The organism is Vibrio sp. 1CM8B, assembly GCF_023161685.1.
GTDB lineage: Bacteria > Pseudomonadota > Gammaproteobacteria > Enterobacterales > Vibrionaceae > Vibrio > Vibrio coralliirubri.
Map to the genome: position 1 here is coordinate 429,643 of NZ_JALNTU010000005.1, position 22,466 is coordinate 452,108.

The 22,466-nt window shown below is 45.1% G+C and carries 21 protein-coding genes; 10 read left to right on the forward strand and 11 right to left on the reverse strand.

The annotated features are described in order from the left end of the window. Nucleotides 1-84: 84 nt before the first annotated feature. Entirely contained in the window at nucleotides 85-1,539 is a 1,455-nt protein-coding gene (cls, locus tag MSG36_RS13290) for a cardiolipin synthase (RefSeq protein WP_248368268.1), read from the forward strand. 183 nt (nucleotides 1,540-1,722) lie between these two features. Next, nucleotides 1,723-2,907: a cystathionine beta-lyase gene (locus tag MSG36_RS13295; RefSeq protein ID WP_248368269.1), complete on the forward strand. Its 1,185-nt coding sequence runs from the start codon at nucleotides 1,723-1,725 to the stop codon at nucleotides 2,905-2,907. 84 nt (nucleotides 2,908-2,991) lie between these two features. Here the strand turns inward: MSG36_RS13295 and MSG36_RS13300 are convergent, their stop codons facing one another. The 9 genes from MSG36_RS13300 to pspA all read right to left on the reverse strand — a co-directional run bounded on the left by MSG36_RS13300 (nucleotide 2,992) and on the right by pspA (nucleotide 11,826). Then, the gene (locus MSG36_RS13300; RefSeq protein ID WP_248368270.1) at nucleotides 2,992-3,462 is read right to left on the reverse strand and encodes a hypothetical protein; all 471 of its coding nucleotides are present in this window, start codon (nucleotides 3,460-3,462) and stop codon (nucleotides 2,992-2,994) included. After that, nucleotides 3,453-4,391 carry a winged helix-turn-helix domain-containing protein gene (locus MSG36_RS13305; protein WP_248368272.1) on the reverse strand — a complete coding sequence of 313 codons (939 nt, stop codon included), beginning with the start codon at nucleotides 4,389-4,391 and terminating at the stop codon, nucleotides 3,453-3,455. The genes MSG36_RS13300 and MSG36_RS13305 overlap by 10 nt, the downstream gene beginning before the upstream one ends. Before the next feature lie 109 nt (nucleotides 4,392-4,500). Continuing rightward, a complete protein-coding gene (locus MSG36_RS13310) occupies nucleotides 4,501-5,067 on the reverse strand; it encodes a DNA-3-methyladenine glycosylase I (RefSeq protein WP_048609413.1) in 567 nt (188 codons plus the stop codon). 78 nt (nucleotides 5,068-5,145) lie between these two features. After that, nucleotides 5,146-8,256, reverse strand: a complete 3,111-nt coding sequence (locus MSG36_RS13315; protein WP_248368274.1) for an efflux RND transporter permease subunit — start codon at nucleotides 8,254-8,256, stop codon at nucleotides 5,146-5,148. Beyond that, nucleotides 8,249-9,334 carry an efflux RND transporter periplasmic adaptor subunit gene (locus tag MSG36_RS13320; RefSeq protein ID WP_048614477.1) on the reverse strand — a complete coding sequence of 362 codons (1,086 nt, stop codon included), beginning with the start codon at nucleotides 9,332-9,334 and terminating at the stop codon, nucleotides 8,249-8,251. The genes MSG36_RS13315 and MSG36_RS13320 overlap by 8 nt, the downstream gene beginning before the upstream one ends. A 1-nt stretch (nucleotide 9,335) precedes the next feature. Next, the gene (locus tag MSG36_RS13325) at nucleotides 9,336-10,370 is read right to left on the reverse strand and encodes an efflux RND transporter periplasmic adaptor subunit (protein ID WP_052879885.1); all 1,035 of its coding nucleotides are present in this window, start codon (nucleotides 10,368-10,370) and stop codon (nucleotides 9,336-9,338) included. A gap of 157 nt (nucleotides 10,371-10,527) precedes the next feature. After that, nucleotides 10,528-10,914, reverse strand: coding sequence for an envelope stress response membrane protein PspC (gene pspC, locus MSG36_RS13330; RefSeq protein WP_248368277.1), 387 nt, complete (start codon nucleotides 10,912-10,914; stop codon nucleotides 10,528-10,530). Continuing rightward, the gene (gene pspB, locus MSG36_RS13335; protein WP_248368280.1) at nucleotides 10,907-11,140 is read right to left on the reverse strand and encodes an envelope stress response membrane protein PspB; all 234 of its coding nucleotides are present in this window, start codon (nucleotides 11,138-11,140) and stop codon (nucleotides 10,907-10,909) included. The genes pspC and pspB overlap by 8 nt, the downstream gene beginning before the upstream one ends. A 14-nt stretch (nucleotides 11,141-11,154) precedes the next feature. Further along, a complete protein-coding gene (gene pspA, locus MSG36_RS13340) occupies nucleotides 11,155-11,826 on the reverse strand; it encodes a phage shock protein PspA (protein ID WP_010440091.1) in 672 nt (223 codons plus the stop codon). A 274-nt stretch (nucleotides 11,827-12,100) separates the two neighbouring features. Between pspA and pspF the strand changes: the two genes are divergently transcribed. The 7 genes from pspF to MSG36_RS13375 all read left to right on the forward strand — a co-directional run bounded on the left by pspF (nucleotide 12,101) and on the right by MSG36_RS13375 (nucleotide 19,284). Beyond that, on the forward strand, nucleotides 12,101-13,123 hold the full coding sequence (gene pspF, locus MSG36_RS13345; RefSeq protein WP_017060309.1) for a phage shock protein operon transcriptional activator: 1,023 nt from the start codon (nucleotides 12,101-12,103) through the stop codon (nucleotides 13,121-13,123). Nucleotides 13,124-13,225: 102 nt separating this feature from the next. Then, complete coding sequence (gene sapA, locus MSG36_RS13350) at nucleotides 13,226-14,848, forward strand: ABC transporter substrate-binding protein SapA (protein WP_048609409.1); 1,623 nt, start codon at nucleotides 13,226-13,228, stop codon at nucleotides 14,846-14,848. Then, entirely contained in the window at nucleotides 14,848-15,810 is a 963-nt protein-coding gene (locus tag MSG36_RS13355; RefSeq protein WP_248368282.1) for an ABC transporter permease subunit, read from the forward strand. The genes sapA and MSG36_RS13355 overlap by 1 nt, the downstream gene beginning before the upstream one ends. Further along, the gene (gene sapC / locus MSG36_RS13360; RefSeq protein WP_017065331.1) at nucleotides 15,797-16,684 is read left to right on the forward strand and encodes a putrescine export ABC transporter permease SapC; all 888 of its coding nucleotides are present in this window, start codon (nucleotides 15,797-15,799) and stop codon (nucleotides 16,682-16,684) included. The genes MSG36_RS13355 and sapC overlap by 14 nt, the downstream gene beginning before the upstream one ends. After that, nucleotides 16,684-17,685, forward strand: a complete 1,002-nt coding sequence (locus tag MSG36_RS13365; protein WP_017060305.1) for an oligopeptide/dipeptide ABC transporter ATP-binding protein — start codon at nucleotides 16,684-16,686, stop codon at nucleotides 17,683-17,685. Before sapC ends, MSG36_RS13365 begins: the two co-directional genes overlap by 1 nt. Further along, nucleotides 17,682-18,464: an ATP-binding cassette domain-containing protein gene (locus MSG36_RS13370; protein ID WP_017060304.1), complete on the forward strand. Its 783-nt coding sequence runs from the start codon at nucleotides 17,682-17,684 to the stop codon at nucleotides 18,462-18,464. The genes MSG36_RS13365 and MSG36_RS13370 overlap by 4 nt, the downstream gene beginning before the upstream one ends. Before the next feature lie 40 nt (nucleotides 18,465-18,504). Continuing rightward, nucleotides 18,505-19,284, forward strand: coding sequence for a DUF2927 domain-containing protein (locus MSG36_RS13375; protein ID WP_248368285.1), 780 nt, complete (start codon nucleotides 18,505-18,507; stop codon nucleotides 19,282-19,284). A 98-nt stretch (nucleotides 19,285-19,382) separates the two neighbouring features. On the opposite strand, the gene MSG36_RS13380 is transcribed toward MSG36_RS13375, so the two are convergent. Next, nucleotides 19,383-19,772 (reverse strand): DUF2750 domain-containing protein, encoded by a 390-nt coding sequence (locus MSG36_RS13380; protein ID WP_004734596.1) that lies wholly within the window; start codon nucleotides 19,770-19,772, stop codon nucleotides 19,383-19,385. A gap of 149 nt (nucleotides 19,773-19,921) precedes the next feature. Further along, nucleotides 19,922-20,827, reverse strand: a complete 906-nt coding sequence (locus MSG36_RS13385; RefSeq protein WP_017060302.1) for a manganese-dependent inorganic pyrophosphatase — start codon at nucleotides 20,825-20,827, stop codon at nucleotides 19,922-19,924. Nucleotides 20,828-21,028: 201 nt separating this feature from the next. Between MSG36_RS13385 and MSG36_RS13390 the strand changes: the two genes are divergently transcribed. Further along, entirely contained in the window at nucleotides 21,029-22,243 is a 1,215-nt protein-coding gene (locus MSG36_RS13390; protein WP_065675738.1) for a putative manganese transporter, read from the forward strand. The last annotated feature ends 223 nt before the right edge of the window (nucleotides 22,244-22,466 follow it).

Genomic DNA, 22,466 nt, shown 5'->3' on the forward strand with positions numbered 1-22,466 from the left:
AATTTGTAAATAGTTGATTCCTTAAATTCCCATATCCGCAAAATAGCATTATTATCTAAGTGTCTCTTTTTTCGAGTATTCAATGTGGAAAAGCTCTACCATTTTTTAACTTTAGCCTCTGTCGCTTTGTACTGGGTGCTTGTAGCCGGTGTGACTTTCCGTGTCGTACTAAAACGACGCTCAGTCAGCGTTTCTCTCGCGTGGTTGATGGTTATCTACATTATCCCAATTGTAGGTGTCGCTTGTTACTTCCTTTTTGGAGAGCTAAACCTAGGTAGAAAGAGGGCTGAGCGCGCTCACCGCATGTTTACTCCATTTGGTGATTGGTTTCGAAAACTCGATGATTGCCAGCTCCATCTGCCAGGAAAGGTCGGTTCCCCAATCCACAAGATCGATGAACTTTGTAATAATCGAATGGGCATTCCTGCACTCAGCGGAAACACACTTTCACTGCAAGCGTCTCCCAATGAGATCTTACACGCAATTATTGAAGATATAGAAAACGCCCAAACCAGTATCAAGATGGTTTTCTATATTTGGCACCCTGGAGGCTTAACGGATTCGGTTGCTTCCGCACTCATTCGAGCCGCGAAACGTGGCGTGGATGTTAAAGTCTTACTCGATTCTGCAGGTAGCCCACGCTTTTTCAAAAGCCACTGGCGTTCAATGATGAAAGGCGCCGGTGTGCAAGTTGTACAAGCACTAGAAGTTAGCCCTTGGCGTATTTTCTTACGCCGCCTAGATCTAAGGCAGCACCGTAAGATCATCGTGATTGATGAAACCATTGCTTATACCGGTTCAATGAACATGGTTGATCCTGCTCACTTCAAACAGAGTTCAGGTGTTGGTCAGTGGATTGACGTAATGGTTCGTGTAACTGGCCCTACCGTAAATGTACTGTCGGCCATTCATGGTTGGGATTGGGAAGTGGAAACAGGTGAACGCATCCTTCCTGATTTGCCAGAGTGTCCGGTTGAAGAGGTAATGACGCATCACCCTGTTCAGGTAGTACCATCAGGCCCGGGCATGCCGGAATATTTGATCCTACAAGTTCTGACCATTGCGATTAATCAGGCAAACCATTCAGTTCGTATCACAACACCCTACTTCGTACCGAGTGCCGATTTATTAGAAACACTCAAAATGACTGCGCAACGTGGTGTCAACGTAGAATTAATAATCCCACACAACAACGATTCATTGATGGTTAAGTGGGCTTCGCGCGCGTTTTATACTGAACTGCTTGAAGCTGGCGTGAAGATTTACGAATTTTACGGTGGGCTTCTTCACACCAAGTCAGTGGTGATTGATGAAGAGTTCTGTTTAATCGGAACGGTCAATATTGACATGCGCAGCTTATGGCTTAATTTCGAAGTGACGCTAGCCGTTGACGATGTGCATTTCACTCAGCAGCTATCTGAACTTCAGCAATCTTACATCAAGTCATCGCACCCAGTAGAACTCGAGCAGTGGGAGCAGAGAAATCTGCGTAACCGCTTCTTCGAAAGGTTGTTTTATCTGTTCAATCCACTGCTGTAATCCAACCCATGGGTCCATACCGACTCACCTCTCACTGCCTATCTGATTTTTAACCTTTCTCGATAAACGACGTGAAAGGTTAAAAAGAGAAAGAAAAGCATAAAAACTCCCGCTTCACTCTTGCTTTGAAGGCTATTGGCATGTTTTAAATAGGACATAACCGATTGATAAGGAATTCACAGCATGTCCGAGAACAAAACCACTAAGCTGATCACTGCAGGTCGTGATAAGAAGTGGACCAATGGTGTCGTTAACCCACCAGTACAGCGCGCTTCAACTGTCGTGTTCAACTCAGTAGAAGAAAAGCGCAAGGCTACGATTAATCGCGCTAAGAAAACGCTTTTTTACGGACGTCGTGGAACCAACACTCATTTCGCTTTCCAAGATGCCATGGTTGAAGTGGAAGGCGGCGCTGGCTGTGCGCTATACCCTTGTGGTACGGCAGCGATCTCTAATGCCATCCTCTCTTTTGTAGAAACTGGTGACCATATTCTGATGGTCGATACCTGCTACGAACCGACGCGTGATTTCTGTGACACCATCATGAAAAAGATGGGAGTAGAGACGACTTACTACGAACCAACGATTGGTGAAGGCATCCAAGAGCTTATTAAGCCAAACACTAAGGTTCTGTTTACCGAGTCTCCGGGTTCAGTCACCATGGAAGTTCAAGACATTCCAACGCTTGCGCGTATTGCTCATGAACATGACATCATCGTTATGTTAGACAACACATGGGCAGCCGGTGTTAACTTCTCACCGTTTGAATTCGGTGTTGATATCTCTATCCAAGCAGCGACTAAGTACATCGTTGGTCACTCTGATGTAATGTTAGGGACAGCGGTAGCCAATGAAAAATGTTGGGACCAGTTAAGAGAACAGAGCTACCTGATGGGCCAATGTGTTTCGCCAGATGACGCTTACCTCGGCCTACGTGGTATTCGTACTCTTGATGTTCGCCTACGCCAACACGCAGAGAGCAGCTTGAAAGTCGCAACATGGTTAGAGACTCGCCCGGAGGTTGACCATGTTCGTCACCCTGCGCTGGAATCTTGCCCAGGCCATGAGTTCTTTAAGCGAGATTTCACCGGCGGCAATGGCTTGTTCTCTTTCGTGCTGAAAAACTCAAATACAAAAGCAACCACAGCGCTGCTTGATGGTATGACGCACTTTAGTATGGGTTACTCATGGGGCGGCTTTGAGAGTTTGATTCTAGCAAACGAACCGAACAGCTTTGATAGCCTAAGAACAGTAGCGAATCCGAACTTCGAAGGTACCTTGATTCGCGTTCATATCGGCTTAGAAGACGTTGATGACCTGATTGCAGACCTAGAAGCAGGATTAGAGCGTTATAACGCCCTCGTTTGATTAAAGCGTTAACAGACTCAGACCAAAAAGGCAGGATATTCCTGCCTTTTCAGATTAGCGTATTAGACACATAGCTTTAAAAAGCTACTGAACGTTAAAACACGCCCAATTAAATATTTCCGTTCGATGTTCATTGAACATATACAAAGACTGATCCTTCACTGCAATAGCGTAGTCGATCGTCACCCCTTTATACTCACTGTAATCCTGATTAATAACAGGATCATGAAAAGGCCTTGCCGTTCTCACATCTAGAATGCTCATCGACAGATTGTTTCCATCCAGCCCGTAGTAGCCGGAATAAAGGTTTTCCATCGTACTCTCGTTACCGTCTTGTTCAGTAATCGTCACAAACTCTCTAATGCTAAAAGTATGGTCAGACTGAAAAGTAAGGCTTATGCGCTCGTACAGTGCTTGGTATGGTTGGAATGCCTGAGATAAGAAATCCGTTTTGATCGTTTTACAGTGCCATCGAGTGCCTGCTAATTCATTTTGCTCTAACAAGAAGCTCGAAGCGGCGATTGCACAAAGAATGAGTAAGCCAATTAGTCGCAAAAGTAACTCCTCTTTTCCATGTACTGAGCAAACGAATCAAAAGACGACGCTACATTGAAAATAGAAGCGCTGTAATTCAACGCATCGCCATTCTTCTTTTGAACCAACATGTATAACGTATCATTTTCAGGTTGGTCTACAGACGGATAGATGCGGACAAAAACATCAACGTTGCAGTGGCTAGGTATCGCATCCGTTAGCTTTTGAGTGATCGCAGGCAACGAATAGGATTCATTATGCGCAATATGGAAAAAGTAGTGGTTGGTATTATCTGTGTAGCTGTCGCGATATTCGGCTTTATCAATAAAATAAGGCAGTGGCGTATAATAGGTTTGGAAAAGGTTGAACGCCGTTACGACGACACAAATCAATGCGACTAAATAGCCCGCTTTAACGAGGTGCGTATTACTTTTTGAATTTGAAGGTTCTAATTCAGCTGAGTTCAGTTGTTGGTTGGAAGACGTCTTGAGATCGGAATCAGTGACCGTTGCAGTATTAACGTCTGTAGAGATTTCAGTCGCAGCCAACACTTCTTGCTCGACTGGCAAAGAGTTTGTTTTAGATACCTTGTCAGTCACTTGAGAAGGCACAATTTCAGTTTTGCTAGGCTTTATCGACTCATCGATTTCAAGTGAATAGCCCGTTTTACTGACCGTGCGAATCGTCGCACAGCCACAAGTCACTCGTGACAGCGTTTTTCTAATCTTAGATATCACGTTAGTGAGCGCTTGCTCTGAGACAATCACATTGCCCCAGCACCTATCAAATATCAGGCCTCGTTCAACACACTCACCAACATTTTCAAGTAAGAACAGAAACACCTTACCTTCTATCGGCGCGATAGTTTCTACGTGGCCATCTTCACGCACAAACTGCCTAAGCAAGGGATCATAAAGAGCATCACAGATTTGGTAGCTTTGTTGTTTCACTATCGTCTTCTAGGTTTGAATTTGGTCGCATATGATATTGAATAGTTTATAAATGACCAGTAAATTTTCCTATATTAACGCAATTATTTTTCGACGATAAATAACACTTTTATTTGTGCGGACAACCTACGATATGGTCATTAACCATGCCTGTCGCTTGCATGAACGCGTAACAGATTGTTTCCCCTACAAACTTAAAGCCTCTCTTCTTCAAAAACTTACTCATCGCTTTAGATTGCTCGGTAGAAGCGGGAACTTGAGACATCTCAGTCCATTGATTCACGATCACTTCATTATCGACAAATTGCCATAAGGCATTTGAAAGAGAGCCGAACTCTTTCTGTAATTCAAGCGTTGCTCGCGCATTATTGTATACCGAAGCAATCTTGCCCTTGTGTTTAACCACATCGAAGTTTTCAATGATGTGCGGCACGTTGTCTTCATTCAGCTCAGCTAGCTTGTTTAGATCGTAATTATCGAACGCGGCACGATACCCTTCACGCTTTTTCAGGATCGTAATCCAACTCAGCCCCGCCTGAGCACCTTCTAAAGTAATGAACTCAAACAGAACTTGGTCATCATAAACAGGCACGCCCCACTCTGCATCGTGGTACTCCCTTTCAAGCTCATGTTTAAGCGCCCATGCACACGTTCTATCTGATGTATTTACGTCCATTTTTGTATTCTCTTTTTAACAATCGGTATATAAAAATAATGCCCCAATTAGGGGCATTATTTCAAAGGTCAGTTGACGTTAAGCCACTTCAATTTTATGGAACAGACGATACAGCACAGGTACTACGATTAGCGTGAGTACAGTCGCAAAGCCTAAACCAAACATAATGGTTACTGCCATTGGTTTAAAGAAGATATCTGGTAGTAGAGGGATCATACCAAGAATGGTAGTGATCGCCGCCATACATACCGGGCGAACACGACTCAGTGCCGCATCAACAACCGCGACATACGGGTCTTTACCGGACTTCATCTCAATCTCAATTTGATCAAGCAGTACGATACCGTTCTTCAGAAGCATCCCTGAGAGACTCAAGAAGCCCAACAGCGCCATAAAGCCGAATGGTGTATTCAAGGCTAACAAGCCTGTCGTCACCCCTATTAAGGCGAGTGGCACCGTTAACCAAACAATCAGAGGCTCTTTGACCGAGTTAAACAAGAACACAGTGATTAAGAACATGAACAAGTAACCCAGAGGCATAGTTGTGAACAGTGACGCCTGTGCATCTGCTGACGACTCATATTCCCCCCCCCATTCCAATGAGTAACCCGGAGGCATCTCAATCGCTTCAATCTGTGGTTGTAAGCGTTTCTGTAGAGTTGAGGCAGTCTCTTCACCCAATAGATCAGGATCCGCCATTACCGTTAGCATACGCTTACGGTTCTTACGGATGATCAGTGGATCTTCCCATTCTAGCTCGTAACCTAACGTTACTTGTTGAAGCGGGATGTACTCACTTAATGCCGGGCTCCAGATCTTCATGCCTTCGATGTTACGAATATCGACACGCTCATCTTCAGGCAAACGAGCCACAATCGGCATCAACGTTGTACCATCACGATACACACCAATCGACTTACCAGAGAAAGACATTGCTAGGAAATCATCAACGTCAGATTTGGTAATACCATAACGACGCGCTTGGCTTTCATTGAACTGAGGCTCTAATACCTTAGTTCTTTCACGCCAATCGTGACGAACGTTAAATGCGCCTTCATCAGCACGCATGATGTCCATAACTTGAGCAGCGATTGAACGTAACACTGTTGGATCAGAACCCACAATTCGCGCTTCAATTTTCGCACCGCCACCAGGACCTAATTCAATCTGTTTAAGCTTGTAATCAATCTCAGGGAACTGGCTACCCACATGCTCACGGAAACGTTTCATTAGCCCTTCAAGCACTTCATAGCTCTTCACTCGAACCGTTATCTCGCCGTAAGCGCTATAACTTTTCTCAGGTGAGTAAGTCAGCATGAAACGTTGCAGGCCTTTACCCGCTGTTGTCGTGATATGTTCAACTTCGTCCTGCTCTGCTAGCCAACCCTCAAGCACTTTAAGCTTGGTATTGGTCGCTCGAATATCGGTACCTTCCGGCATCCACACATCCACTTGGAACATAGGTGTGGTTGATGACGGGAAGAAGGCTTGCTTAACGAAACCAAAACCGTACACACTCGCGCCTAAACCAATAATCAGAACAAACATGGTCAACCAAGCACGCTTCATACAGAACTCAAGGAAATTTTTGTAGATGACAAAAACCATCCCGTTGTATGGGTCCTTACCTTCGTTATCTGGATCGACCTTCTGACCTTTAAAGAACATGTCGGCAAAGAACGGCGTGAGCGAGATGGCAGTAAACCAACTCAGCATCAAGGAGATCAGTAGCACCGTGAACAAGGTGCCACAGTATTCGCCTGTTGAATCTTCAGATAAACCAATTGGAGCAAACGCAGTCACCGCAATAACCGTCGCACCAAGCAGTGGCCATTTCGTTTGGGTTACGATATCGGTGGCGGCCTGCATCCGGGTTCGCCCCTTCTGCGTGCCGATCAATATCCCTTCCACCACTACAATGGCATTATCCACCAGCATCCCCAAGGCGATAACCAACGCGCCCAGTGAAATACGTTGTAGGTCGATCTTGAAGTACTGCATGAAAATGAAGGTACCGAAAACGGTCAACAACAATATCAAGCCGATCAACAGTCCCGAGCGCAGCCCCATGAAGAACAGTAACACCACGATTACGATCGCAACCGCCTGCCCTAAGCTCACCACAAATCCGCTTACCGACTTGTCTACCTCTTTGGGTTGGTTATAAACCTCAGATATGTCGATACCGACAGGTTGCTGATACTTTAGCTCGGCCAGTCTTCGGTCAAACGCTTCACCAACCGCTACTACGTTCACGCCTTGTGCAAAAGAGACACCAAGGTTAAGTGCGAGCTTGCCGTTATAGCCAATGATGTTACTTGGCACTTCAACATAACCACGAGTTACATTCGCCACATCTTTTAGATAGATAAGCCCTTGAGCACCACCTTCTGTCAGAATCAAATCACCAAGTTGTTCAACATTCTGGAACTCACCCGTTGGATGGATTCGAATGTATTCGTCGCCAATTCTGACCGCGCCAGCACTTGATACAATATTTTGAGTCGATAAAAGGTTGAATACTGTGCTTGGAGACAGACCCAGAGAGCTTATTCGTTTCATCGATATCTCAATGAACACTTGCTCTTGTTGTTGGCCGGATACCGAGACCTTACTGACTCCATCGACCAACTCGAGCTCTCGCCTTAGGTAATCAATGTAATCGAGCAACTCTTTATAGCTGTAGCCGTCCCCCGTCACCGCCAGCAAAATCCCGTAAACGTCACCGAAGTCATCAATGACTTGAGGATCATTGACCCCAGGTGGCAATTCAACCTTAAGATCATTCACTTTTCGGCGAAGTTCATCCCAAATTTGCGGAAGATCGTCTGGGCCGTAGTTATTCTTCATCGTCACCGTTACCTGAGACAGGCCACGGCTTGAAATAGAGTTCACTTCGTCTACATAGGTAAGCTGTTGAATCGCTTTCTCTAGTGGGTAAGTAACTTCTTCTTCCACCTGCTGAGGCGTTGCCCCTGGGTATGAAGTCACGACCATTGCATCTTTGATGGTAAAGGCAGGATCTTCTAAACGACCCAGACCGAAGAACGCAGAAACACCACCAATAAGAAAGATCAGAGATAGCATCCAGCTAATGACTTTGTTACGTATAAAGTAAGAAGCAACACCTGTGATCTGATCATCACCCTGTTGATCGTCATTTTGAGGCTTGTTATTTACTTCACTCATTGTTCGTCTCCTGAGACAATACTTCCACTGTCATCCCATCTCGCAATCGCGATACGCCTGCAACAACGACATGCTGCCCCATTTCCAGTCCTTTCATGACCTGCAATGTTTTCTGATTTGCTTTTCCTAATACGACTTGCTGTTTCGAAACGGTATTGTCGTCATTAAGCACCCATACATAAGAGTTTTGACGCGTTAAATCATCACCATCGGCATTAAATACCGCTTCAATTGGAATCAACACACCGGCTTTTAGCTCTAAGCCGATTTCTCGCCCATTTGAAGTCACCTCAACCGCCATACCGTCCAGAATTAAATCATCTTCAGGCATAGGCAAAGCAAGCGTCACCGTAAATGTGCCCGTACTTGGATCCGGTTCTGTTGTGAACTCCTTAATACCTGCCGTGTATTCATTGCCACTTGGCACTCTAACCACAGCCTCAACGTTTGATAGCAGTTGTTCACTCGGTTGGTTGACGTAGATTTGGTCAGGCAGTTGAATAACGACTTCAACATCTTCGACACTGTGGATGTTCACCACTTGTTGGCCAACTTGAATGTTTTCATATTGGTCGACACTGACACGAGAAATGATCCCATCAACAGGTGCACGAAGCATGGTGAACGATAAGCGCAGTTTCGCCAATTCCAACTCGGCATAAGCAATCTGGCGTTGAGCGGCAATTTCATCGAATTGCGACTTAGCCAATAAGCCTTTCTTCACTAGCGGACTCGAACGTCGGTATTGGCTATTGATTACCGTGTAACGCGCTTGAGCATTGTCCACATCCAATTGATAATCGGTTGGGTCAAGCTCAGCAATGATGTCCCCTTTGGAAACACGCTCACCTTCTTTCACATCTAGCTTGAAGATTTCACCGGCCACTCGGAAACTAAGGTGAGCTTTCTCAGCAGCGTTTGCTACCGCAGGGAAATAGAGTTTGTCGCTAAAATCGATGACTGAAATCTCGATAGCTTTAACCAAGGGCGTGTTATTCACTTCTACAGCTTGCTTATCTTCACAAGCCGTCAATAAGGCTAAACACGACAGGCCAGCGGCCACTTTAAGTGTTTTCATGTTATAGCCCCCTTTCCTTGATCCACTCTCGAACTTTAATGCCCGATTCAAGACCATTGACGCCAGAAGTCACAATGCGATCGCCATCGTTCAATCCAGAGACGATATGACGTTTTTCATCGATGACAATGGCAACATTTTCAACAATGCCGTCGCTATTCACACGCCACACAGAGACATCATCTCCGTCGGTCATCATTGCTGACGTTGGAATTTTGGTGGCTGCAGCTAACGATGAAACGAGATTTACCGTGCCAGACATACCGGGCAAAATACCCACATCGGTTGGTCTTTCCATTACCATGGTGACTTTGTACGAACCTGTTTTCGGGTCAGCTTCGGTATCCACTTCTTGGAAGGTTAGAACATAAGAGTTTTCAGGAAATGCATCAAAAACCATGGTTGCATCTGTCTCGAACCCTGAAGAAAAGCGCGTAATAAGTTGGTCGGGTAATAAAAAGACGACTTTAAGAATCTGATTGGTTTGAATATTCATCACGCCTTGTTTAGCTGCAATGTATTCATGATTTTCAGCTGGAATAATGGAAATCGTTCCATCGTAAGGCGCAACAAGAGTGGTATAGCGAAGGTTTGCTTTGGCTTGATTTAGCATCGCTTTAGCAGAATTGTGATTGGCTTTCGCTTGATCGAAATCTTGCTCAGATACGACTCGATCTTTACGTAGCTTAATCGAACGTTGGTATTGAACGTCAGCAAGCTTAAAGTTGGCTCTTGCTTGCTTCTCTAACAGTTGATATTCGTCAGGATTGAGCGTTGCAAGCCCTTCACCTTTACTGACCTTTTGACCAGATGTGACATCGATAGTCTGAAGTAGCCCTGGAACGCGAAATGCCAGTACAGCTCTGTCGCCCGCTTCAGTAGTGGCTGGAAAGCTACGTTCAAAGGCATTACTACCGACGGAGACAGTGAAGAGTTTGGCGGGTCTAGAATCAGGTTCAGGTACGGGAGGAAGCTCCTTACCACACCCAGACAACCCAGCTAAGGCTGTCAATAGGACAACGGAGGCTCTATACATTGGTGATCATCCATATCTATAAATATTTTTATAACATAGATTAATCACATGTAACTTACCAGTTATCGTAAGATTTATTTAGACAAAATTATTAAAAAAAATAACGGCTTGGAATAAATTTTCCTAAACCGTTATCTAATCTTTTTTAAACTTATCGTTACATGTTCTTAAATGCGCGGTCGACTTTAAACGTGTCGGAGGTCACATAAGCTTCCATGTTGCGGACACTGGTCTCTAACTTCTGGAAATCACCCTCTAAAGTGCCCAGTAACGACTCTGCCGTTTGCCCTTTTTCCCAAGGCTTTTGTTTGAGTGTGTGCTCTTGCTTGGCTTTCATCTCATCAACATAATGAGGTGGTTGTTTTTCAAGCATAAATGTCAAAGCTAAATACGCTAATAAAACCAGAAAGCTACCACCAAGCAGTGCCGCAGAGATAACTAAGATACGAACCAACCACACTTCAAGGCTAAAGTAGTTCGCTAACCCTGCACACACACCAGACAATTTGCCGTTAATCGTGTCGCGATACAGTTCTCTACTCATAGTTTCGTCTCCAGTTAGGCGACTCCGCATCCAGTATTTTTTCTAGCGTTTTTACTCGGTTTTGCATGGATTCGGCTTGCGCAGAAAGCTTGTGCAGACGTTGTAGATCCGTTTCAGAAAGACCATTGCTGGATTTCTTCTTGCTGCGGTAATGTAAGAATAACCATAGCGGTGCCACGAAGATTAAAAAGACAATCAGTGGACCTGCAATTAGAAATGTTGACATAGACAACTCCTAAATTATTTATCGCGGTTTTCAACTTGTTGCTTCAGTTTCGCTAGCTCTTTTTCGATTTCATCTTGAGCTTGTAGCTCGGCAAATTCTTGGTCTAAAGATTTTGCGTTGCCAGTCTTAGCGTAAACGTCCGCTTCAGCTTCTAATTCATCCACTTTACGCGAGAATTGCTCAAACTTCGCCATTGCTTCGTTGGTTTTGCTTGAATGCAGATGTTTTTGAACATCACGACGATTGCTCGCCGCATTATTACGAATCATTAATGCTTGTTGCTTTGCGCGAGTTTCTGCAATTTTGGTTTCAAGCTTGCCGATCTCACTGGTTAGCTTTTCGATGGTTTCATGAACCAAAGTTTGCTCGGTGTGAAGGCTCTTGATGATGTCTTCCAGTTTTTGCTTTTCGATCAGCGCCGCTCTAGCCAGATCTTCACGTTGCTTAGTCAGTGCGAGTGTCGCTTTGTTTTGCCAATCTAGAATCTGAGTTTCGATAGCTTCAACTTTACGTGCTAGCTCTTTCTTGTCTGCGATTGCTTTTGCTGAGTTAGTACGAACCTCAACCAGCGTGTCTTCCATTTCTTGGATAATCAGGCGAATCATCTTTTCAGGATCTTCGGCCTTATCTAATAGTGCACTGATGTTTGAATTTACAATGTCTGCAAAGCGAGAAAAAATACCCATGAGGAACTCCTTAATTACAATGATGGCAAATGCGTTTCAAATCGTTGTGCGACTTTATCAATCCACTTGCTCAAAAATTTACGTTTGTTGTTAAACCTACCATAAGTAATCCAAGTAGCGTGCCAACTTTTAAGCCATTTATTATCAGTTACTTACAATAAAATGGTGATTAACCCGAACCATGCTATGATGAATTTAGCCAAGTATTGGTATTTTTCACCACTACGACTCTTACATGACTATCTCCAACGATTAATTCATACAAGGACGCGCTATGCAGCAGAACCTCATTGGTGAATCACCTAGCTTTCTCTCTGTGTTAGATAAAGTATCCCAGCTCGCACCAATAGAAAGACCCATTCTGATCATTGGTGAGCGTGGTACGGGTAAAGAACTGATCGCACAAAGGCTGCATTACCTTTCAAGACGCTGGGATCAACCTTTGATCTCATTGAACTGCTCAACCCTCAGTGAAGGTTTGATTGATTCAGAACTGTTTGGTCATGAATCGGGATCCTTTACGGGTTCGAAAGGTCGTCATCAAGGTCGCTTTGAAAGAGCAGAAGGAGGAACGCTGTTTCTGGATGAGTTAGCGACCACTCCCCTTGCGGTTCAAGAGAAGCTATTGCGCGTTATTGAATACGGGCAATATGAACGTGTCGGTGGGCAAAAGGCGCTAAGTGCCAATGTAAGACTGGTGTGTGCAACCAATGCCGACTTACCAGACATGGCATTAAAGGGCGAATTCAGGGCTGACCTATTAGATAGACTGGCGTTTGACGTCATTACTATCCCTCCTTTGCGTGAGCGAAAAGAAGACATCATGCTACTCGCAGAATACTACGCCATTAAGATGTGTCGTGAATTGGAATTGGAGTTGTTTGTTGGCTTTGCCCCTTCTGCCGTTGAATCGCTTTTAGATTATTCTTGGCCAGGGAATGTACGAGAGCTCAAAAACGTCATTGAGCGAGCTATCTATCAGCATGGAAAAGACCCATATCCTATTGAATATTTAGTGTTTAACCCATTTAAACCCGCATGGAAAACAGAGCAAGATTCCTCTCCGGAAACTGGCAATGAGCCGTCTAACAGCCATACTTCATCAGAGAGCTTGTTTTCTTTGCCGCTTGATTACAAAGCATGGCAAGAACAACAAGACATCAAGCTACTCAACCAAGCCCTAAAACAGAGCAAATATAACCAGAAACAGGCCGCAGAATTACTTGGGTTAACCTACAACCAATTACGTGGAATGGTGAGGAAGTACGCGATTGTCGGACAAGCTAACGATAAATAGCTGTCCACACTTGATTATTATTTGGAGCCGAATAAATAAAATGTTAAATTGTCCGGATCTTGAGGCTCCTCTAACGCCTCGTTTCGAAAAGTATTTCTTTTTATGAAAGCACTAATAAGACTATCACTGAGCATCTGCACGCTGAGCTTTCTCGCTGGATGTGGTGAGAGTGTGAATCACGAGCAAATCCGTGAAAAAGGCTTCATTTATTGCGGCCAAGGTAATCCTAGTACCTTCAACCCACAGCTGGTTGATAGTGGCATTACCGCAGAATCGCTGAGTCCTCAAATCTTCGATACACTGCTCACTCTTGATCCGATGACGTACCGACCAAAACAGAACTTGGCGACAAGTTGGTCTGTTGATAAATCAGGTACAGAGTACACGTTCAAACTGCGCCCAAATGTTGCGTTCCAAACGACAGACTGGTTCACCCCTACTCGTAGCATGAATGCACAAGATGTGGTGTTTAGCTTTGAACGTGTCATTGATAGTTCAAACCCATTTCATTATGTGGGTGGTGGCCTATATCCGTGGTTTGCCGGAATCGACTTCAAAAACCTGATTGTCGATATCACCGCAGTTGATGACCTAACGGTGAAATTCCAATTAAGTCGCCCAGACAATTCGTTTCTCAACAATATCGCCACCAGCTATGCAGTCATTCACTCTAAGGAGTATGCCAATCAGCTCATTGCAGCGGATGAGAAAAATCGAATCGATTCCAATCCAGTCGGCACTGGCCCTTTCTACTTAGATGAATACCAAATCAACGACCTAGTGCGCTTGAAAAAGAACAAGCACTACTGGAAAGGTGAAGTACAAATGGACCAAGTTGTGTTCGATACTTCACAACGTGGAACGGGCACACTTGCCAAGCTTCTTCGCAGTGAGTGTGACGTGCTCAACTCTCCGATCTCTAGCCAGATCCCTATTATTCAGGCTCATGAAGAGTTGAAGATTTCTGCCACACCGGCGGTTAATGTCTCTTTCATCGCGCTGAATACTGAGCACCCTGCACTGCGTGACTCTCGAGTTCGTAAAGCGCTCAACTTAGCCATCAATCGTCAGAACATTCTCGATTCTGTGTATTACGGTACAGGAACCAAAGCCTACACCTTGCTTCCTCCTACTTCTTGGGCTCACCAAAAAGACAGCGTTCAAGTTCGCTACGACCGAAACTATGCGGTTGCGCTTCTCAAAGAAGCTGGCGTTGAACCTGGGTTAGAGCTTTCAATGTGGGTACCACTAGAGCCACGCGCATACAATCCAAGTCCAAGAAAAACGGCAGAACTGATCCAAGCAAACTTCGCTGATATTGGTATTGAATTGAAACTCTATACCGACGACCGATTTGACCGCACCCAGTTGTCCTCTATTTCCTCGACAGACTTGTTGCTTACAGGCTGGATAGGCAATACCGGTGATCCAGACAACTTCTTGCGCCCGCTGCTCTCATGCAGCTCCGAGCGTGCAGGGTTAAACGTCTCGATGTGGTGTAATTCAGACTTTGATTTCCTTCTCGACTTAGCATTAGAGATAAATCAACAAAGGCACCGTGTGAACTTGTACCGACAAGCCCAAAATATTCTTAATGAAGAAGTTCCTGTGATTCCTCTGGCTCATGGCGTGCAATTTCGCGTGCACGATCGTTCGCTAACAGGCTTTAAAGCAAGTCCTTTCAATGCCCAACCTTTTGATCAAGTCAGAAGAGAGGTGCAGTAATGTTTTGGTATACATTAAGACGTGTAAACTTATTCGTTATTACGCTAGGGATTCTAACCTTAGTGGGTTTTTCTCTGCTTCGATTAGACCAAACCTCCCCATGGGCAATTCAAGATTTCTGGCCTGGATGGATTAGCTATATCACTGAATTATCGACGCTAAACTTTGGCCTAAGCAAACACGGTGTGCCTATCATCGATGAGTTGGTCCAGGTGTTCCCTGCAACGCTAGAACTGTGCTTCTTTGCCTTTGTGTTGGCACTCATCATCGGTATCCCTTTCGGCACCATTGCTGGTATGAGACAGGGTAAGTTTGTTGATACCACCATATCGTTTACCTCTATGGCTGGTTACTCTGCACCTATCTTTTGGGTCGCATTGCTGATGATCATGGTGTTTTCACTGCACTTTGAAATGTTCCCAGTTGGTGGCCGATACGACCTACTTTACGAGATTGAACACGTGACTGGATTCGCGATGATTGACGCCTTTTTTGCCGAAGGTCGCTACCGCGCGCACGCACTACAAAGTGTTATCGAGCATATGGCGTTGCCTTGTCTTGTTTTAGCACTGGCGCCAACGACTCAGGTCATCCGATTGATGAGAGCGTCAGTGGCTGAAGTAATGACACAAAACTACATCCGCGCTGCGCGAATTAAAGGTCTTTCCACCAGAGAGATCATCACGCAGCACGTGCTAAGAAACGCGATACCTCCGATTATTCCTAAGGTCGGTGTTCAGCTATCGAGTATGTTAACGCTTGCTATTGTTACCGAGTCTATCTTTAACTGGCCGGGCATTGGTCGTTGGTTGTTGGATGCCTTATCGAATCAAGATTACGTTTCAATTCAAGCAGGCGTAATTGTGGTAGCAACCTTGGTTTTGACCGCCAACATTCTGTCCGATCTACTGGGCGCGATGATCAATCCACTGGTAAGGAAGGAATGGTATGCTAACAAATAACGTCTACCAAGAAGAACAGATTCCAACCCAGTTCGAACGTTTCTGGCGCAGCTTCCGCAGCAATAATCTAGCTATGTTTGGCTTGTGGTGTTTGGTGCTTATCATTCTGGTCACCGTCACTTCACCTTGGTTAGCCCCGCATGATGCACAAGAACAAACCGGTCACCTATTAACGCCGCCCTCTTGGGATCCGGCGGGAACGGTTGAATACTTTCTAGGCACTGATGACTTGGGCCGAGACATTCTTTCTCGCTTGATCATTGGCTCTCAGCTGACGTTTGGCGCCGCAGTAGTGATTACCTTCATCGCAGCCGTCATTGGTTGTCTGATTGGCGTACTTGCTGGTATGACTCGTGGATTGCTATCAAGTACGCTAAACCACCTGCTTGATACCGTTATGTCGATTCCATCTCTTCTGCTGGCGATTATCTTCGTGGCATTCCTTGGCTTTGGTGAGTTTAATATCTTGCTCGCCTTGTGTTTGGCACTGATTCCGCGCTTTATACGCTCGGTGTACATTGCCGTGCATGCTGAAGTAGAAAAAGACTATATTCTGGCTTCTCGTCTTGATGGTGCGAACGATTTTTACCTGCTTTGGAATTCAATCCTTCCGAACATTCTTACCGTGATCGCGCTTGAAGTTACGCTGGCACTGTCAGTTGCAATTCTTGATATCACTGCTTTAGGTTTCCTAGGGCTTGGCGCTCAAGCACCGAGTACCGAATGGGGTTCAATCTTGGGTGATTCGGTCGAGTTGATTTACCTTGCGCCATGGACAGTAACCCTACCCGGCTTAGCTATTATGTTTACAGTTATCGTGATTAACCTCGTCGGTGAAGGTGTTCGCCAAGCGCTAAATGCAGGAATCGAATAATGCCATTACTTGATATTCGACATCTAACCATCGAGATTGAGACCCCTCAAGGGATGGTTAAAGCGGTAGATCGAATGAGTATTACCCTCAATGAAGGGGAAATTCGTGGCTTAGTAGGTGAATCAGGCTCAGGTAAGAGCTTGGTTGCAAAAGCGATCGTCGGGGTTTGTAAAGAGAACTGGAAAGTTTCCGCAGACCGAATGCGCTTAGGTAATATCGACCTACTGCAACTAACGCCGAAAGAAAGGCGCCGAGTGATTGCCCGCGATATCGCAATGATCTTCCAAGAGCCATCGACCTGTCTTGACCCTTCTGAAAAAGTAGGCAACCAGCTCGTTGAAGCGATCCCTTCCCATTCGTTTGAAGGTCGTTGGTGGCAACGATTTAAGTGGCGTAAGAAGCAAGCGATCGCGTTACTGCACAAAGTCGGCATCAAAGATCACTCTCGCCTAATGGATAGTTACTCTTATGAGCTGACCGATGGTGAGTGTCAGAAAGTCATGATCGCAATGGCGATCGCTGCCAAGCCAAAAGTCTTGATTGCTGATGAGCCGACTAACGATTTAGATCCGATTACACAGTCTCAAATATTACGTCTGTTGAGTCGTATGAACCAGATCAATAACACCACCATCGTGTTGATCGGCCATGACTTAACCACCATTACCCAATGGGCAACCCGCATTACTGTGATGTACTGTGGTCAATCTGTGGAATCCGCTGATACGCCGAAGCTGTTGGATGCACCTAAGCACCCATATACTGTTGCTCTGCTAAAAGCGATGCCAGACTTTAACGATTGGATTCCCCATAAAGAGAAGCTCCAGTCTTTGCCGGGGTCAATTCCACCGCTGCAACATCTTCCTATTGGTTGTCGATTAGGGCCTCGCTGTCCATACGCACAAAGGCAGTGTGTCGAGATCCCACACACTAAACGCATCAAGAACCACAAGTTTAACTGTCACTTCCCTCTGAATATGGAGAAGAAAAAGAAATCATGAGTGCATTATTAGAAGTCAGTGATTTGTCTAAAGACTTTACGACTCGCTCTGGTCTTTTCCGTAAAAAGATTCATCAGGCGGTGAAGCCGGTAAGCTTTTCCCTTGAAGCAGGCCAGACAATTGGATTTATCGGTCAGAATGGTTCTGGTAAATCAACATTAGCCAGAATGCTCGCAGGCATGGTTGAGCCAACCGCAGGCGAGATCCGCGTGAATGGTGAAAAGCTAGAACACAAAGACTACTCGACTCGCTGCAAACTGATTCGAATGATCTTCCAAGATCCGAATACGTCACTTAACCCGCGCATTCAGATCGGTCGAATTCTTGAAGGTCCATTAAAGCGAAACACTAACATGCCACCAGAAGCCCGTATGCGTCGTGTGAAAGACACACTATTGCGCGTAGGCCTTCTACCGGAACATGCTTACTTCTACCCTCAGATGCTTGCTGCGGGCCAGAAACAAAGGGTTTGTTTGGCTCGTGCCTTGATACTTCAGCCATCCATCATTGTCGCTGATGAAGCGTTAAATGGTTTAGACATGGCAATGCGCTCGCAAATCATCAATCTGTTCTTAGAACTTCAAGAAGAGATGGGCGTATCGTTCGTTTATGTATCTCAACACCTCGGTATTGTTAAGCACATTACCGACAAGATTATTGTCATGCACGAAGGCAATGTGGTTGAGAGTGGGGAAACGGATCAAGTACTGACCAACCCAACTCACCAAATCACGCAAAGACTGGTTGAGAGCCATTTCTCCAAAGCGCCCAACCACTAGGTTGGTTTCGCTTTTTCATTCGCCACTAGGGGGGTAACGCATGCTAACAAAAGCTTCAATGCTTCCCCTCTTGCTTGCAACTCTCTCCTTTAACGCCGTAAGCACTCCTCTTACTTGGTTAGATAGAACCTTCGTTGAAACCGCGTTTTATAACGTCGCGCTGCAACACGAATATTCCCAAGGCAATAAACCACTGGCCAAATGGAAACAACCGATCAAGATTTGGATTGATCATCGAGTGGGCGATGAAAAACTGCATCAAGAACTTACCGAGCTTCATATCCAACATTTATCCGAAGTCACTCAACATCCTATAACAATCGTCAGCAAGGAATCTGAAGCGAACGTTAAATGGATATACACGAGGCAGAGCCAGTGGTTGTCAGAGGCGAAATCGGTACTGAAACTCAAATCGACTCAGCATTTAAATAACGCTATCTGCACGGCGGGTTATCGAACCAATTCTAAAAGTGAGATTGTTTACGCTGGGATTGTGATTCCCGTAGATCAGGCAAGATCGCGAGGTAAGCTGGTCGCCTGTATCGTGGAAGAGATCACACAAGTTCTAGGCCTGCCGAATGATTCAGATAAAGCCTACCCTTCTATTTTCAACGACCACACGCCTGAAGACTTATTATCGCCGTTAGACGTAGTGCTACTGCAATTGCTGTATGAACCAGAATTGAAAGCTGGAATGACAAAATCTGAAGTAAAACCTATCGTTCGAAAGATACTCAAGAGATACAGCAAAACAGGTGTGCTTCAGCAAGCTTCTAAAGCCGCACAGCAAGCGCCTTTGTATCAGTTGATTGGGTATTGACGAATATACGTTGGAAGCAGCTTAGATGGGATAATTGAATAATAGCGCTGCCTAAGAAAGGCAGCGCTGACTTACGATGTTACTGTATTACGAAAGAATTAGCGCTTAGCTGCCTGCTTTTTCAATTCGAAATCGAACTCATCAGGGAACAAGATAACGCCTTCTTCTTGCTCGTTCGGGAATACTACAACAGCAAGTTCGTCGTCTTCTAGACCGTTCGTCCAGCGACTGTGCCATTTATTCAACGAAATAGACTCAGCTTTACACTCAGACCAATCACCCGTTGCCCATGATTCTGCGAACTCTTGGTTTGGCCATACTGGAACACAATCTTCATCTTCTGTGTTCAGCATTACACAACCGTGTTCATCGGTTAAGATCCATACTTCACGGTTTGCTACGATTTCTTTCACACAGTATTTCAGGCGTTGCTCGCCCGTATACTTGTTGATTTCAGCGATTTTTTTATCGTCTAGCTGTGTAGTCATCTTAATTTCCTACTTTAGTCAGTAACTTTGCTCTTAAAGCTATTTTATGCCGAGTGTTTTTAACTTCAAACATTATCGATGAAGAAGAAAGTCTACTTCAAAGAAAAACGCCTGCTAAATAAGCAGGCGTTTAATATTAAGCGACTTGATTAAACAAGCTCACCTTGTAGCCAAGGCCAGCCTTGCTTCTTACGGCTTAGTGTATTTTCCATCATCAATACGCCGTCTTTCTCGTGCTTAACCAATTTCTCAGCCCACTCACCTTTGTATAGAAGACGAGTTTGAGCAGTAGTGATATCTGTTAGCATTACCGCAGCGAACGCTAGACCGTCTTTCTCACAACGCTCTTCAAGATCAGCTTCTAGTGCTTCGATCATGCCATCTACTTGCTCAAGAGTCGCAAGTTCAACTTGACCAACAACAACATCACGACCGTTGAATGGGTAGCCTTTAAGGTCTTTTTCTACTAGCTGTGCAGCAGATAGGCCTTCGATGTTTGTCTTAGCGATTAGAAGCGCTTTGATGAATGCATCAACGTCAGTTACGCCAGCGATTTCAGCAAGCTCAGCAACGGCGTCTTTGTCTTTTTGAGTACATGTTGGAGAAGCGAAACCCACTGTGTCTGAAAGAATTGCAGACATCATTAGTTTAGCGATTTGTTGAGAGATTGCGTGACCTTCAATCTTGAACATGTTGAAAAGTACAGTGTTTGTACAACCAACAGGCCAGATCCAAGCTTCCATTGGGTTTACTGTCATCACGTCACCTAGACGGTGGTGATCGACAATACCTACGATCTCTGCATCAGCAACATCATCTGGTGCTTGTGCTAGATCTGAGTAGTCTACTAGCCAGATTTTCTCACCAGCAACAGAAGTACGAAGCTCTGGCTTTTCAGCACCAGCGACTTCTAGAATGTGTTGAGTTTCGCGGTTGATCTCGCCTTGGCGAATTGGTGTCGCTTCCTCGCCACGAGCTTTAAGAAGCTCTGTTGCAACTAACGCACTACAAATACTGTCACTATCAGGGTTTTTGTGACCAACAACTAAAATCATGTTTCTTCCTATTACACTAACAATTATGACTCTACCTTTAGAGCCTCTCTTTATTAGCCATACTTTACCTCATTTTTTTAGATTGGTCATGTTTCGTGGGTTTAGCCAATAGTAACAATAGATAAAAAAACAACAAATGCAATTGATAATTATTATCATTCGTATATATTTATCTTAAGCCATTAATTTTGAGTAACACCTATGGATCGACTAATCTCTTTTTTACCAAGCAGTAGCGCTGCGAAAACAACTCAGTTTTCACTGTCATTTAAGCGCCTGCTTTTGCCTATCTCACTTGCAGCATTGGTTGCAGCCCCAGCTACACGAGAGCTGACGGTGACTACTTTATCAGACGCGTTTTGGGCAGTGTCTTGTTATGTTGCTTTAACCTTGGCTATTTACCATTGGTTAAGCCTGTACATCAACAAAGATAACGTCTTCAATAAGCTCATCCATCAATCTCGTTCAAACCAAGTGGTGTTCGCGGCTCTCATGGGAGCGCTACCCGGCTGTGGCGGTGCGATAGTGGTGACCACGCAATTTATCTCGGGAAAACTCGGATTTGGTGCGGTAGTTGCGGTGCTCGTCTCAACCATGGGTGACGCGGCGTTCCTACTCATAGCGAGCGAGCCTAAAACAGGTTTAGCCATGATGGCGATGGGCGTGATTGTGGGCACTGCGTCAGGCCGAATCATTAACTTATTTCATGCAGACGACTTCTTACGCCCGAAACAAACAGAGAAAAATGACGCCACTAACAGCTGCACTGCTCAATCTCAAGACAAAGAATCGGTCTCTAAAAAAGCGATAAACCTGCAAGGTTACCTTTGGTCTGTACTGATTGTTCCTGGTGCTGCCGTTGCCCTACTTGGATCTTTTCAAGTCGATGTGAACGAGCTGCTCGCTTTGCCTGAAATGTCGATGGAATGGGCGGGGACAATTTTGCTGATCAGCTCGATGTTTCTGTGGGGGCTGACCCGTGAAATTGAGGATTACAAATCGGCGGTGAGTGAGGACGAAAAGTGTGTGGGCTCTCATCCACTGCAAAAGACCGCTCAAGATACAAACTTTGTCACCGCTTGGGTGGTGGTTGCCTTTCTTTTCTTTGAATTTGGTTCTGTGATAGCAAATGTCGATTTTGCGGCGCTATTCTCAAGCTGGGGCATCATGCTCCCCCTGGCTGGCGTGTTGATGGGTTTGCTACCGGGCTGTGGACCACAATTATTGGTCACTAGCTTATACCTTTCAGGCGCACTACCACTTTCGGCTCAGGTAGGTAACGCAATCTCAAATGATGGTGACGCGCTATTCCCTGCGATTGCGATGGCTCCCAAAGCGGCGCTGGTCGCGACCTTGTACTCTAGTGTGCCCGCACTAATCTGTGCTTATGGATACTGGTTTATGTTTGAGATCTAACTTGAGCACAGTTAACTCCATAGGCTTCTGTAAGGTCGGTACTTTGTATCGGCCTTTTTGTTTCCGTCAGCCTAGCCTTTCCACAGTTTTTTTTGACCTTCCCTTCCTGAACCACTGTTTCTACTACTGCTCTCAAACAGCACGTTACAGCCTGTCTCAAAAACGCCCTCTATTAGCCCTGTATAATGCTTATTTAGAAACACCAACACTGATATCAAAAATA

Bases quoted from the DNA above. Each gene is read 5' to 3' on its own strand.
- MSG36_RS13325 (WP_052879885.1), bottom strand. From the start codon at position 10,370: ATGTATAGAGCCTCCGTTGTCCTATTGACAGCCTTAGCTGGGTTGTCT.
- sapA (WP_048609409.1), top strand. From the start codon at position 13,226: ATGAAAGCACTAATAAGACTATCACTGAGCATCTGCACGCTGAGCTTT.
- MSG36_RS13310 (WP_048609413.1), bottom strand. From the start codon at position 5,067: ATGGACGTAAATACATCAGATAGAACGTGTGCATGGGCGCTTAAACAT.
- MSG36_RS13375 (WP_248368285.1), top strand. From the start codon at position 18,505: ATGCTAACAAAAGCTTCAATGCTTCCCCTCTTGCTTGCAACTCTCTCC.
- pspA (WP_010440091.1), bottom strand. From the start codon at position 11,826: ATGGGTATTTTTTCTCGCTTTGCAGACATTGTAAATTCAAACATCAGT.
- MSG36_RS13365 (WP_017060305.1), top strand. From the start codon at position 16,684: ATGCCATTACTTGATATTCGACATCTAACCATCGAGATTGAGACCCCT.
- pspF (WP_017060309.1), top strand. From the start codon at position 12,101: ATGCAGCAGAACCTCATTGGTGAATCACCTAGCTTTCTCTCTGTGTTA.
- MSG36_RS13315 (WP_248368274.1), bottom strand. From the start codon at position 8,256: ATGAGTGAAGTAAATAACAAGCCTCAAAATGACGATCAACAGGGTGAT.
- pspC (WP_248368277.1), bottom strand. From the start codon at position 10,914: ATGAGTAGAGAACTGTATCGCGACACGATTAACGGCAAATTGTCTGGT.
- pspB (WP_248368280.1), bottom strand. From the start codon at position 11,140: ATGTCAACATTTCTAATTGCAGGTCCACTGATTGTCTTTTTAATCTTC.
- MSG36_RS13380 (WP_004734596.1), bottom strand. From the start codon at position 19,772: ATGACTACACAGCTAGACGATAAAAAAATCGCTGAAATCAACAAGTAT.
- MSG36_RS13355 (WP_248368282.1), top strand. From the start codon at position 14,848: ATGTTTTGGTATACATTAAGACGTGTAAACTTATTCGTTATTACGCTA.
- sapC (WP_017065331.1), top strand. From the start codon at position 15,797: ATGCTAACAAATAACGTCTACCAAGAAGAACAGATTCCAACCCAGTTC.
- MSG36_RS13320 (WP_048614477.1), bottom strand. From the start codon at position 9,334: ATGAAAACACTTAAAGTGGCCGCTGGCCTGTCGTGTTTAGCCTTATTG.
- MSG36_RS13385 (WP_017060302.1), bottom strand. From the start codon at position 20,827: ATGATTTTAGTTGTTGGTCACAAAAACCCTGATAGTGACAGTATTTGT.
- MSG36_RS13370 (WP_017060304.1), top strand. From the start codon at position 17,682: ATGAGTGCATTATTAGAAGTCAGTGATTTGTCTAAAGACTTTACGACT.
- MSG36_RS13295 (WP_248368269.1), top strand. From the start codon at position 1,723: ATGTCCGAGAACAAAACCACTAAGCTGATCACTGCAGGTCGTGATAAG.
- MSG36_RS13390 (WP_065675738.1), top strand. From the start codon at position 21,029: ATGGATCGACTAATCTCTTTTTTACCAAGCAGTAGCGCTGCGAAAACA.